A 12,408-nucleotide genomic window follows, 5' to 3' on the forward strand; every position below is an offset into this window, starting at 1 on the left:
GCCGGATCAGATCGGGCGGATGTTCTCGGCCTGCAGGCCCTTGGGGCCCTGCGCGATCTCGAACTCCACGCGCTGGTTCTCTTCGAGCGAGCGGTAGCCGCTCGACTGGATGGCGGTGTAGTGGGCGAAGACGTCCTGGCCGCCTTCATCGGGAGCGATGAAGCCGAAGCCCTTCTCCGAGTTGAACCACTTGACCGTGCCCTGCGTGCTCATCAATCGCCGTTTCTCGCTCGCGCCCCGCGCCGACCGCGCGGGATCGATTCCACGCTAACGAAACGGGTGCATACGGATCGACGGGATCTGCGCGATGGTGACGAAAACGTTGCGAACGGATGCCGCCATCGAACGCCCGGGCTGAGCGCACTGCTCGAAGCCCGGACGTCGACGGATCCCCCCGGATACGTCACGTGGAACGTGACCCTCACACTGTACCGATATACCGGACCGTCGGCGAGGGTTGGCCCGGGGGTCTACACTTATCGCGCCATGGTCGCTCCCGAAGACTTCACGCCGCTCATCCCACGAGAGGGTAAGGCGCTCGGCGACGACGTCTACGCGATCCTCGGCGAGGCGATCATCCGCGGAACGCTCCGCCCCGGAGACCGGCTCCGCGACGTGGAGCTGGCCACCCGTCTGGGGGTGTCCCGCACGCCCGTCCGCGAGGCGCTGCAGCGGCTGGAGCGCGTGGGTCTGGTGGAGGTCGCGGCCAACCGCTACACGCGCGTCAGCGAGCTGCATCCGCGGGCGAACGAGGACACCATGGAGTTCATCACGTTCGTCGCGGGGGATGCCGCCCTCCTGGCGCTGCCTCGCTGCACCGACGAGCAGCTGGTCGATCTGGTCGCCGGCGTGGATGCCCTCATCGAGGGATCCGCACGCGATGACGCCCTGGCGATCCTCGGCGCCACGGTGGCGTTCTACCAGCTGCTGATCCGTGCGACCGGCAACCTGGTGTTCGTCACGATCATGCGCGAGGCGGGCCTCGCGCTGCAGCGCAACCTGCAGGCGTGGGCGCCGCCGGTGGAGCCGACAGAGGTGCGGACGGAGCGCTACCGAACGCTCCGCCAGGCGGTCTCGGACCGCGACGGCCCCGCGGTCGAACTGCTTCTTCGAGACATCAACCACGTCGTCGTACCGTCGTGAGAGGGTGGGTCGCGTGGGACACATCGAGCTGCGACCCCTGGACGACGACGACGTCGACGCCGTCTTCGAGATGATGCGCGACCGTGAGGCCATCGAGGTCGCGGCCTTCACCGCCGAGGATCCCGACGACCGCGCGTCGTTCGACGCGTGGATGCAGAAGCATCGCGACACCGCGGGCGTCTCGCACTGGGTGGTGACCGAGGACGGCGGTTTCGCCGGCACGATCGCCGCATTCGACGTCGGCGACGACCGCGAGGTCACCTTCTGGATCGCGCGGCACGCGCGCGGCCGCGGCATCGCGACCGAGGCGCTGCGCCAGCTCGTCGCACGGGAGCCGATCCGCCCGCTGTTCGCTCGCGCCGCAGCCCACAACGCCGGCTCCATCGCGGTGCTGCGGCACAACGGGTTCACCGAGGTCTCGCGCAACGTCTCCTACGCGCCCGGAGTAAAGCGCGACGTCGAAGAGGTCGTGTTCACGCTCACGCCGTCGCTCGACGGGATCTGAGCCCGGAACCAGTGAAGGGCCCCCTTCCGGGAGCCCTTCACCTCTGTGCGCGAGGGGGGAGTTGAACCCCCACGCCCTTTCGGGCACTGGCACCTGAAGCCAGCGCGTCTGCCTATTCCGCCACTCGCGCGAGTCGCTTCACCGGGGTGCCGCGAACTCAACCTCCCGATCGTATCACGCCGGTCGCGGGCCCCCGATCCACCCTCCGCCGCGCGCAGTCCACGACCCGTCCAGCCAGTGCAACTAGCATGTAGCGACCGGCCCAGCCCTCCGAGGAGCCCCGTGGGACTACTTGACAGCTTCGAGAAAGGTCTCGAGCGCGCAGTGAACAGCGCGTTCGCGAAGACCTTCCGCAGCGGCATCCAGCCTGTCGAGATCGCCTCCGCCCTGCGCAGCGAGCTCGACAAGAAGGCCGCCGTGGTGAGCCGCGACCGCATCCTCGCGCCGCACGCCTTCACCGTGAACCTCGCCCCCGCCGACGACGAGAAGATGTCCGCTTTGGGCAGCGCCCTGCGCGAGGAGCTCGACACCCTCGTCCACAGACACGCCAAGGCGCAGGGGTACACGTTCGCGGGTCCCGTGACGATCGACCTTCGGCGCGATGACTCGCTGGCGACCGGCACCCTGCACGTCGACAGCTCGTCGGCGACGGGCAGGGTCGCGTGGCGGGGCGTGGTCGACATCGGCGGGACGCGGCATCCGCTCGTCAAGTCCCGCACCGTCATCGGGCGGGGGAGCGACGCCGACATCACGATCGCCGACTCCGGCACCAGCCGCCGGCACGTCGAGATCCTGTGGGACGGCGAGCGCGCGATGGTCCGCGACATGCAGTCCACCAACGGCACCAAGCTCGACGGCCGCCCGGTCACCGAGGCGCCCCTCGCACCGGATTCCACCGTCACGATCGGCCGCACCGATATCGTGTTCCGCGTGATAGCCCAGGCGACACCGCCGAAGCCGCCGCTGCCCGGCGACGCGACCCGCGCGTACGACGTCCGCGAGCAGGGGCCGCTGGCATGAGCGAGCTGACCTTCCTGCTGCTGCGCATCGGCTTCCTGCTGCTGCTGTGGTTCTTCGTCTTCGCGGTGGTGTACTCGCTGCGCGCCGACCTGTTCGGGGTGAAGGTCCGCAAGATGCCGGATGCCGCGCCCGCCGCCGCGGCGCCCGCCGGCCAGACCGCGGCCCGCCCGCAGACCCCGCCCGCGCCGCGCGCGGCGCCCTCCGCCGGCGCCGGCGGCAAGGCCACCGTCGATGCCGTGTCGCGGATCGTCATCACCTCGGGTCCCAAGACCGGACTGGAGTTGCCCCTCGGCACGGAACCGCTCACCATCGGGCGCTCCAGCGAGTCGGGCCTGGTGGTGCGCGACGACTACACCTCGAGCCACCACGCCCGGCTGCTGCTGTGGGGCGACCAGTGGATGATCCAGGACCTGGATTCGACCAACGGCACGTGGCACGACGGTCAGCGCGTGTCGACGCCGGTGCCGGTGCGCGTCGGCGCGCCCATCAAGGTCGGCGCCACGACGTTCGAGCTGCGGAAGTAGACGGGCGGACCCCTTCTCCATGGTCTTCCAGGGCTCGAGCGCGGCGATCTCGCACACCGGCAAGGTGCGCTCCAACAACCAGGACTCCGGCTATGCCGGATCGAACCTGTTCGTGGTCGCCGACGGCATGGGCGGGCACGCGGGCGGTGACGTCGCCTCGAGCATCGCTATCTCGCGCCTGGCCCGCATCGACACCCCGTACGACTCCACGTCGGCGGCCGAACGCATCCTGCGCGAAGCGATCACCGACACCGCCGCCGACCTGATCGACACCGTCCACCGCCGTCCCGAACTCGCCGGCATGGGGACAACGGTGAGCGCCCTGCTCATGGTCGACGAGTACGCCGTCATCGCGCACATCGGCGACTCGCGCATCTACCTCTACCGCGACGACGCGCTGACCCAGATCACCACCGACCACACCTTCGTGCAGCGGCTGGTGGACTCGGGTCGGATCACCCCCGAAGAGGCGCGGTTCCACCCGCGCCGCTCGGTCCTCATGCGCGTGCTCGGCGACATGGACGACGACCCCGAGGTCGACACGTTCATCATGCCCACCCAGCCCGGCGACCGCTGGCTGCTGTGCTCGGACGGCTTGTCGGGCGTCGTCGACGACGCGCACACGGCGAAGGCGCTCGCCCAGGGGCTCGCGCCCGGCCGCACCGCCGACAGCCTGCTCAAGCAGGCACTGGACGGGGGAGCGCCCGATAACGTCACCATCGTGATCGTCGACGTCGGCGGCATGCATCCGGTGTTCTCGGGTACTCCGACGATCGTCGGGTCGGCATCCAACCCCGACGGCATCGACGTGCCCGCCGCGCGCCCCGGGCGTCCGAGCTGGCTGCACCCGAACCTGCAGGCCGCCAACGAGCCCACGCACTTCGAACCCGCCGCGGAGTACCTCGAAGAGCTCATCGAAGAGGACCGGCGTCGCGCCCGCCGCCGCCGCTGGGGCTGGATCGCGGGCCTCGTCCTGGTGCTCGCGATCCTCGCCGCTGGAGCGTTCGGGGTGTACCAGTTCACCCAGACCCGCTACTTCGTCGGCGCCGACGAGGATTCCGTGGTGATCTACCGCGGCATCCAGCAGAACATCGGGCCGTTCTCGCTGTCGACCGTGCAGGAGGACACCGACATCGCGCTTGACGATCTGTCGCCCTTCACCCGCGCCACGGTCGAGCGCACGATCAACGCCTCTTCACTGGCGGACGCCCGATCCGTCGTCGACCGTCTACGAGCCGTCTCCGGAGGTGACTGATGGCCGCCCCCGCCACCGACCAGCTGTCCGCGGACACCGCGGTGATCCGCGCCCTCAAGCGCATCCGCGTCCCGCAGACCCAGCGCAACCGCGAACTGGGCCTGCTGCTGTTCGCCTTCGCCCTCAATGCCGGAGCGCTGGTGCTCGTCCAGCTGGGCGAGCTCGAGGCGATCGACTGGACCTTCGTCGCTTACTGTGCGGCGCCGACAGCGCTGATCCTCGCACTGCACATCGTGCTGCGGCTGCGGGCGCGGGCCGCCGACCCGTTCGTCGTCCCCATCGCCACGCTGCTGACGGGACTCGGCATCGCGATGATCTACCGGATCGACCTCGCGCGCGACCGCCACGGCTGGGAGGCCTTCTCAGTGCGGCAGCTGGCGTGGGCGGCGATCGCCCTCGTCCTCGCCATCGTCGTGGTGCTCCTGCTGCGCAACTATCGCGTGCTCTTCCGCTACACGTACATCTTCGGCTTCGCCGGAATCCTGCTGCTGATCCTGCCGATCATCCCGGGCCTCAGCGGCGGCGGCAACGCCGACGTATGGGTGGATGTCGGCTTCTTCACGTTCCAGCCCGGCGAACTCGCGAAGCTCGCCCTGGCGGTGTTCTTCGCCGGCTACCTCGTCCGCACGCGCGAGTCGCTGACGTCGGTGGGGACGCGGTTCCTCTTCATGACGTGGCCTCGCGCCCGCGAGCTCGGACCGCTCCTGGTCATCTGGCTCGTCTCGCTCGGCATCATCGTCATGCAGCGGGACCTCGGCACGGGACTGCTGATCTTCGGGATGTTCGTCGCGATGCTCTACGTCGCCACAGGGAAGACGAGTTGGGTCCTGCTCGGCGTGGTGCTGGCCGCGGGCGGTGCTCTGCTGGCCTCGCGCGTGCTGCCGTACGTGCAGGGCCGCTTCAACAACTGGCTCGACGCCTTCAACCCCGCGCTCATGGACAACAGCAGCTTCCAGCTCGTGCAGGGCATCTTCGGACTCGCCCAGGGCGGGCTGCTGGGCACGGGCCTCGGGCAGGGACGGCCGTACCTGACCCCGGTGTCCGAGAGCGACTACATCTTCCCGGCGCTCGGTGAGGAGCTCGGCCTCGTGGGGCTGTTCGCGATCCTCGCGCTGTACATGGTGTTCACCAGCCGGGGCATCCGCATCGGCCTCGCCGGCCAGGATGACTTCGGCAAGCTGCTGGCGACGGGGCTGTCCTTCACGATCGCCCTACAGGTGTTCATCATGGTCGGCGGCGTGACGCGGGTCATCCCGCTCACCGGTCTTACGACGCCGTTCCTGGCGGCGGGCGGGTCCTCGCTCATCGCCAACTGGATCATCGTGGCGCTCCTGCTGCGCATCTCGGATGCCGTCCGCAGCCGCCCCCGGGTGGTGATCGGCTAGTGACGAAAGAGCTCCGGCGCCTGAGCATCATCATGCTGATGATGTTCCTGGCCCTGTTCGCCTCGACGAGCATCATCCAGGTGGTCCTCGCGGACGATCTGGCCGACAACCCCGCCAACACGCGTGCGCTGTACGACTCGTACGAGGTGCAGCGCGGCTCGATCATCGTCAGCGGTGACGCGATCGCGTCGTCGGTGGCCTCGGATGACGTCTACAGCTGGCAGCGCCAGTACACGGATGCCGGCATGTGGGCTCCCGTCACCGGCTACATCAACCCGGCTCTCGGCGCGGCGACGGGCCTGGAGCAGTCGATGAACATGGAGCTGAGCGGGCGGTCGGACTCGCAGTTCCTCACCCGGCTGGAGCGGATCTTCACCGGCCAGCCGCCGCGCGGGTCGAACGTCGAGCTGTCGCTGGATGCGGGCGTGCAGCGCGCGGCGTACGAGGCGCTCGGCAACCTCGAGGGCGCGGTCGTCGCGATCGAGCCGTCGACGGGCCGCATCCTGGCCATGGTGTCCAGGCCGTCCTACGACACGAACCTGCTGGCCGCGCACGACACCGCCGAAGTGAACTCGCGCTACGAGGAGCTGCTGGCCGATCCGGGCAAGCCGCTGTCGAACCGCGCCATCGCCGGAGACCTGAACCCGCCCGGGTCGACCTTCAAGCTCGTGGTCGCGTCGGCTGCCCTCGCCTCGGGGGAGTACACGCCCGACTCCACGCTCCCGAACCCGGCCTCGTACACGTTGCCACAGTCGAGTTCGGTGGTCTACAACGCCAGCGGCGGTGCGTGCGGACGGGGCGAGGAGGTCACGATCGCCGACGCCCTGCGGCTGAGCTGCAACATCCCGTTCGCAGAGCTCGCCGTGAAGCTCGGCGACACGGCGATCCGCGAAGAGGCCGAGAAGTACGGGTTCAATCTGTCGTTCGACGTGCCGCAGGCTTCGACCCCGTCCAGCTACCCCACGGGGCTGGACGACGCGCAGACCGCGCTGAGCGGCTTCGGCCAGGGCCAGGTGACTGCGACGCCGCTGCAGATGGCGATGGTCTCGGCCGGGATCGCCAACGGCGGAATGGTGATGACGCCACGCATGGTGGACCAGGTGATCGGTCCGGACCTCTCGGTGCAGCAGACCTTCGACGACGTCGAGTTCGGGCGAGCGCTCGAAGAGGACATCGCGGCGCAGATGGTCGAGATGATGGTCGCCAATGTCCGTGACGGTGCGGCGGCGGGTGCAAGAATAGACGGCGTCGAGGTGGCCGGAAAGACCGGGACCGCAGAGAACGGATCGGACGACCCGTACACCCTGTGGTTCACCGGTTTCGCCCCGGCGGAGGATCCCGACGTCGCCGTCGCCGTAGTGGTGGAAGGCGGCGGAGGTCAGGGACAGTCGGGCAGCGGTGACACCATCGCCGCGCCGATCGCGAAGAAGGTCATGGAGGCGGTGCTGGGCAGATGAGACCGACGCAGGGAGTGACCTTCGGCGGCCGCTACGAGCTGGAATCGCGCATCGCGATCGGCGGCATGGGTGAGGTGTGGGAGGCGACCGATCACGTCATCGGACGCACCGTCGCCATCAAGATCCTCAAAGACGAGTACATGGGCGATCCGGGGTTCCTGGAGCGGTTCCGTGCCGAGGCGCGTCACGCCGCGCTCGTCAACCACGAGGGCATCGCGAGCGTCTTCGACTACGGCGAAGAGAACGGCAGCGCGTTCCTGGTGATGGAACTCGTCCCCGGCGAGGCCCTCTCGACGATCCTCGAGCGAGACGGCGCGCTGTCGACCGACAAGACGCTCGACATCGTCGCCCAGACCTCGTCCGCCCTGCAGGCCGCTCACGCCGCCGGACTCGTCCACCGCGACATCAAGCCCGGCAACCTGCTGATCACGCCCGACGGCCGGGTCAAGATCACCGATTTCGGCATCGCCCGCATCGCCGACCAGGTTCCGCTCACCGCGACCGGTCAGGTCATGGGGACGGTGCAGTACCTGTCGCCGGAGCAGGCGTCGGGGCACCCGGCATCCCCCGCCACCGACATCTACTCGCTCGGCATCGTCGCCTACGAGTCCCTCGCCGGCAAGCGCCCCTTCACGGGCGAGTCGCAGGTCGCCATCGCGATGGCACAGATCAACGACGCCCCGCCGCCGCTGCCCCCGACCGTGGCCGTGCCGGTGCAGAACCTGGTCATGGCGATGATCGCCAAGAAGCCCGACGACCGGCCGGCCTCGACCGCCGCCGTCGCCCGCGCCGCCACCGCGCTGCGCCGCGGCGACATGACCGCCGCGGCCGCCGCGGTCCCCGCCGTCGCCGGCGGTCAGGTCATCGACGACGAGGCGACCCAGCTGCTGACCGCAGCCGGGGGCACCGCCGCGGCCACTCAGCTGCTGCCCGGCGGCGCAGCCGTCGTCTCGACGGCGGTCACCCAGACGGTCGAGGACGAGCCCGAGAAGAAGAAGCGCAGCCCCTGGACGTGGCCGCTCATCGCGCTCATCCTGCTGCTGCTGCTGATCCTCGGCGGCACGATCTGGGCGCTCCTGGCCAACCAGGGCGACGACCCGGCGAGCACGCCGACGCCCACGCCGACCTCGACCCGGGCGACGCCGACCCCGACGCCGACGCAGACCGAGCCCGCCGAGGAGCGCGTGGACGTCCGCTCCCTGGACCTGACCGGACGCACGTGCGACGAGGCCCGCGTCATCGTCGAGGACAACGACCTGGTCGCCAGCTGCGTCGAAGGCAACGCCGCGCCCACCGAGGCCGACCAGAACCTCGTGTACGAGGTGGATCCGACCGGCCGCGTCCCCGTCGGGACGACGATCCAGCTGACGTTCTACGGCGCGCAGGTCGCGCTCGAGGCGCCGTCGGCCGCGACGCTGACGCCGTCGACGACGCCTCCCGGCGGAGCGATCACCGTCACCTGGTCGCAGTACGCGTGCCCCTCGGGCGAGGGATCGCCGAGCTCTTACAACTTCACCGCCGTCAACGGCACGTTCCCCAACGGCAGCACGACGTCGTCGTTCGGCGCCAACGACCGCACCGCGCAGCTGACGGTGCCGGCCGACGCCACCGGACAGGTTCGCGTGTCGTACACCGTCACGTGCTCCGGAGGCCCCTCGGGCAACCGCACGTCGCCGGCCTCGCCGGAGTCGACCGCGACCATCGAGGCCGCCCCGACCGACACCGGCAGCGGCAACGGGGACGAAGGCGGCAACGGCAACGGCGGAGTGGGCGGGGTCATCAACCCCTGATCCGCGTCGGCGTCGGACTCCGCCGTCGCTCGGATAGTCTGGCTGTTGTGCCGTGGAGGGGGTGTTCGTGACTGCTGAGCCACGCGTCCTCGCCGGCCGCTACCGGATCGATGAGCCGATCGGCCGGGGCGGGATGGCCCAGGTCTTCCGCGGCTACGACCTGACCCTCGGCCGCGAGGTCGCCATCAAGGTCCTCGACCGCGAGCTCGCCGGCGACAACGCCTTCCGCACCCGCTTCCGGCTCGAGGCCCAGGCCGCATCGCGCATGTCCCACCCCACGATCGTCCGGGTGTACGACGCGGGCGAGGATTCCGAGACGCTGCCGGGCGGTGCCGTCCGCGCCGTGCCGTTCATCGTGATGGAGCTCGTGCAGGGCCGGCTGCTCAAGGACATCATCGCCGAGGGCCCGGTGCCGGTCGAGGATGCGGCGCGGTACGTCGACGGCATCCTCGAGGCCCTCGAGTACTCGCACCGTGCCGGCGTCGTCCACCGCGACATCAAGCCCGGCAACGTCATGGTCACTCCCGCCGGCCAGGTGAAGGTGATGGACTTCGGCATCGCACGCGCGGTGTCGGACAGCTCCTCGACCGTCGCCGAGACCACCGCGATCCTCGGCACCGCGGCGTACTTCTCTCCCGAGCAGGCCAAGGGCGAGCCGGTCGACGCGCGCGCCGATCTGTACTCCACCGGCGTGGTGCTGTACGAGCTCCTCGCGGGCCGGCCGCCCTTCCGTGGGGAGTCCCCGGTCGCCGTCGCGTACCAGCACGTCAGCGAGGCGCCGCTCGCGCCCTCCGAGGTCGACGAGACCGTGCCACGGGCGATGGATGCCGTCGCGCTGCGCGCCATGGCGAAGGACCCGTTCCAGCGCTACCAGAACGCCGCCAGCTTCCGCGAGGCGCTGGATGCCGCCATCGACGGCAAGCAGCCCACGAAGCGCCAGCTCGGGGCGCTCACGAGCGAGCTCTACGGCCCGAACCCGCGCCAGGCCGCCGAGACCGCCCGGTCGCTGCGCCAGCTGAGCGCCGACACGACCATGAAGCGCACGCAGCCCGGCCCGCCCGTGGCGTGGATCTGGACGGGCGTCGCCCTGCTGGCCGTGCTGCTGGTGTCGATGCTGTTCTGGGTGATCTCCATCCAGCCGCGCGCCGAAGTCCCGAGCATCGCACGCATCGTGCCGGACGTGAGCGGGATGACGTACGAGCGCGCGACGACCGAGCTCGGCGACGAGGACCTCGTGGCGTTCCGCATCGACGAGGCGAACACCGACGTCGCCGCCGGCAACGTCATCCGCACCGATCCCGAGGCGGGGGAGTCCGTCAACCCCGGGCAGCAGGTGCGTGTGTACGTCTCGGAGGGTCAGGAGATGGCGACCGTTCCCGCCCTCGAGGGTCTCGGGCAGGACGCGGCCGAGAAGGCGATCTCGGATGCCGGCCTCTCGCTCGGCATCGTCACCACCCAGAACGACCCCCGGCTGACCGAGGGCACGGTCATCTCGAGCGACCAGAACCCCGGGGTGTCCGTCCCGGTGGGCACGACGGTGAACCTCGTGGTCGCCTCGGGTCGGGTGACCATCAACGACGTGCGGGGCTACACCGTCGACGCCGCCCAGCGCGAGCTCGAGGACCGCGGGCTCGAGGTCGCGACGTCGGAGGATCCCGCGTGCCCCGCCGCCGAGCCGCCCGTCGTCACCGCCCAGTCGCTCGCCCCGGGCGACGTGCCGGTGCGCTCGACGATCACTCTCACCTACTGCACCGGCGAATAGGACCGCCCGGGAGCTCAGCGCCGGGCATGCAGCTGCGAGCCCCGGCCCGCAGCATCCGGATAGCCCGCCGTCGCCAGCCAGTTGCCCAGCAGGCGGTGTCCGAACTCGGTGAGCACGCTTTCGGGGTGGAACTGCACGCCGACGATCGGCAGGTCGCGGTGCGCGAGCCCCATGATGACGCCGCCGTCCGTCCGGGCGGTGACGACCAGGTCGTCGGGCACGCTCTCGGGCACGACGGCCAGGGAGTGGTAGCGGGTGGCGGTGAAGGGATCGGGCAGGGCGTCGTACAGCGCCGACCCGTCGTGGTGCACGGGAGAGGTGATGCCGTGCATCAGCTCGGGGGCGTGGTCGACGCGGGCCCCGAAGGCCTCGGCGATCGCCTGATGCCCCAGGCACACGCCGAGAAGCGGCGTCCGGGACCGCGCGGCCGCCCGCACGATCTCGACGGACGCCCCCGCGTCGGCGGGAGCACCCGGGCCGGGCGACACCAGCACGCCCGCGCGGCCCGCCACGACGGCATCCGGATCGACGATGGCGTCCGCCTCGAACATGTCGGTCTCGGCGCCCAGCTCGTGCAGGTAGCCGACGAGCGTGTGGACGAAGCTGTCGTGATTGTCGACCACCAGGATCGGCGCCGGACTCACTGGACGGTGACCTCTTGCGGGTTGACGTACTCGCTCACCCACGGGAACACGTAGAACGTCAGCGCGTACAGCACCGCCGCGACCAGGACGAGCAGGATGAGCAGGCGTGCCCACCAGGGGCCGGGCAGGGCGCGCCACAGGGCGGCGTACATCACGCGCTCCCTTCGACGGCGAGGGATGCCGGCGGCCCGGCGGACCGCGGAGTGAAGACGTCGAAGACGCTGTAGGCGACGATCCGCTCGGCCAGGGAGTACATCGGGCTGCAGCTGGTCATCGTGAGATAGCGCATCCCCTCGGGGACATCCGGCTGCTGCGGGACGGGGAGGAGCACCTCGACCTCGCTCGGCGTGACGTACTCGAGGGTGCGGAACCGGTAGGTGTACCACCCGTCCTCGGTCTCGACCACGATCGGGTCGCCGACGCGCAGCTCCGCGATCCGGTTGAACGGCGCCCCGTACGTGGTGCGGTGGGCGGCGACGGCGAAGTTGCCGACCTCGCCGGGCATCTTCGAGCCCGGGTAGTGGCCGATGCGCCCGCGATCCAGGGTCCCCTCACGGGTGGTGCCGCCGGCGACCACGACGGCGTAGTCGCGCCCGAAGCGGGGGATGTGCATGACGGCGAAGTCCTCGGTGCCCTCGGGCTCGGCCATGACGACAGGCTCGACCTGCTCGGGCTCGGGCGCGGGCTCGTCGCCCGCCGGCGGAGTCGGGGCCGGCGCGGCCGACCACGACTGGCTGAGCTCGTTGCCGACGGCGTTGTTCCGCACGCCGTAGATGAGGTCGAACGCCCACAGCTGCCATCCGGCGTACAGCAGCACGAGCACTCCGGCGGTGACCAGCAGCTCGCCGAACACGCTGACCACCGACACCCGGTGGCGGGGCCGGGATCCCCTGCGGCGGGCGGTGGTGGCGGACACAGGGGGA

At 70.3% G+C, this 12,408-nt stretch carries 13 protein-coding genes and 1 tRNA gene; 9 read left to right on the top strand and 5 right to left on the bottom strand.

What is annotated here, in order from left to right:
* Positions 1–6: 6 nt before the first annotated feature.
* A complete protein-coding gene (locus ACYVF4_RS07190; RefSeq protein WP_460721221.1) occupies positions 7–213 on the bottom strand; it encodes a cold-shock protein in 207 nt (68 codons plus the stop codon).
* Positions 214–486: 273 nt separating this feature from the next.
* On the opposite strand from ACYVF4_RS07190, the gene ACYVF4_RS07195 reads away from it, so the two are divergent.
* Complete coding sequence (locus ACYVF4_RS07195; RefSeq protein WP_460721223.1) at positions 487–1,143, top strand: GntR family transcriptional regulator; 657 nt, start codon at positions 487–489, stop codon at positions 1,141–1,143.
* A gap of 13 nt (positions 1,144–1,156) precedes the next feature.
* Entirely contained in the window at positions 1,157–1,648 is a 492-nt protein-coding gene (locus ACYVF4_RS07200) for a GNAT family N-acetyltransferase (protein WP_460721225.1), read from the top strand.
* 46 nt (positions 1,649–1,694) lie between these two features.
* Here the strand turns inward: ACYVF4_RS07200 and ACYVF4_RS07205 are convergent.
* Positions 1,695–1,778, bottom strand: a tRNA-Leu gene (locus tag ACYVF4_RS07205).
* Positions 1,779–1,930: 152 nt separating this feature from the next.
* Between ACYVF4_RS07205 and ACYVF4_RS07210 the strand changes: the two genes are divergently transcribed.
* The 7 genes from ACYVF4_RS07210 to pknB all read left to right on the top strand — a co-directional run bounded on the left by ACYVF4_RS07210 (position 1,931) and on the right by pknB (position 10,841).
* On the top strand, positions 1,931–2,668 hold the full coding sequence (locus tag ACYVF4_RS07210) for an FhaA domain-containing protein (RefSeq protein ID WP_460721227.1): 738 nt from the start codon (positions 1,931–1,933) through the stop codon (positions 2,666–2,668).
* The gene (locus ACYVF4_RS07215) at positions 2,665–3,192 is read left to right on the top strand and encodes an FHA domain-containing protein FhaB/FipA (RefSeq protein ID WP_460721229.1); all 528 of its coding nucleotides are present in this window, start codon (positions 2,665–2,667) and stop codon (positions 3,190–3,192) included. The genes ACYVF4_RS07210 and ACYVF4_RS07215 overlap by 4 nt, the downstream gene beginning before the upstream one ends.
* 19 nt (positions 3,193–3,211) lie before the next feature.
* Positions 3,212–4,447, top strand: coding sequence for a PP2C family protein-serine/threonine phosphatase (locus ACYVF4_RS07220; RefSeq protein ID WP_460721231.1), 1,236 nt, complete (start codon positions 3,212–3,214; stop codon positions 4,445–4,447).
* Positions 4,447–5,832 carry an FtsW/RodA/SpoVE family cell cycle protein gene (locus ACYVF4_RS07225; RefSeq protein WP_460721233.1) on the top strand — a complete coding sequence of 462 codons (1,386 nt, stop codon included), beginning with the start codon at positions 4,447–4,449 and terminating at the stop codon, positions 5,830–5,832. Before ACYVF4_RS07220 ends, ACYVF4_RS07225 begins: the two co-directional genes overlap by 1 nt.
* Complete coding sequence (locus ACYVF4_RS07230) at positions 5,832–7,289, top strand: peptidoglycan D,D-transpeptidase FtsI family protein (RefSeq protein WP_460721235.1); 1,458 nt, start codon at positions 5,832–5,834, stop codon at positions 7,287–7,289. The genes ACYVF4_RS07225 and ACYVF4_RS07230 overlap by 1 nt, the downstream gene beginning before the upstream one ends.
* On the top strand, positions 7,286–9,079 hold the full coding sequence (locus tag ACYVF4_RS07235; protein WP_460721237.1) for a serine/threonine protein kinase: 1,794 nt from the start codon (positions 7,286–7,288) through the stop codon (positions 9,077–9,079). Before ACYVF4_RS07230 ends, ACYVF4_RS07235 begins: the two co-directional genes overlap by 4 nt.
* Before the next feature lie 67 nt (positions 9,080–9,146).
* Positions 9,147–10,841, top strand: coding sequence for a Stk1 family PASTA domain-containing Ser/Thr kinase (pknB, locus tag ACYVF4_RS07240; protein WP_460721239.1), 1,695 nt, complete (start codon positions 9,147–9,149; stop codon positions 10,839–10,841).
* A 14-nt stretch (positions 10,842–10,855) separates the two neighbouring features.
* On the opposite strand, the gene ACYVF4_RS07245 is transcribed toward pknB, so the two are convergent.
* The 3 genes from ACYVF4_RS07245 to ACYVF4_RS07255 are packed head-to-tail and all read right to left on the bottom strand — an operon-like array spanning position 10,856 to position 12,401.
* A complete protein-coding gene (locus tag ACYVF4_RS07245; RefSeq protein WP_460721241.1) occupies positions 10,856–11,485 on the bottom strand; it encodes an anthranilate synthase component II in 630 nt (209 codons plus the stop codon).
* On the bottom strand, positions 11,482–11,640 hold the full coding sequence (locus tag ACYVF4_RS07250; RefSeq protein WP_460723149.1) for a hypothetical protein: 159 nt from the start codon (positions 11,638–11,640) through the stop codon (positions 11,482–11,484). Before ACYVF4_RS07250 ends, ACYVF4_RS07245 begins: the two co-directional genes overlap by 4 nt.
* Positions 11,637–12,401, bottom strand: coding sequence for a class E sortase (locus tag ACYVF4_RS07255; protein WP_460721243.1), 765 nt, complete (start codon positions 12,399–12,401; stop codon positions 11,637–11,639). The genes ACYVF4_RS07250 and ACYVF4_RS07255 overlap by 4 nt, the downstream gene beginning before the upstream one ends.
* Between the last annotated feature and the right edge of the window lie 7 nt (positions 12,402–12,408).

The sequence above is a fragment of the Microbacterium aureliae genome (genome assembly GCF_054780155.1).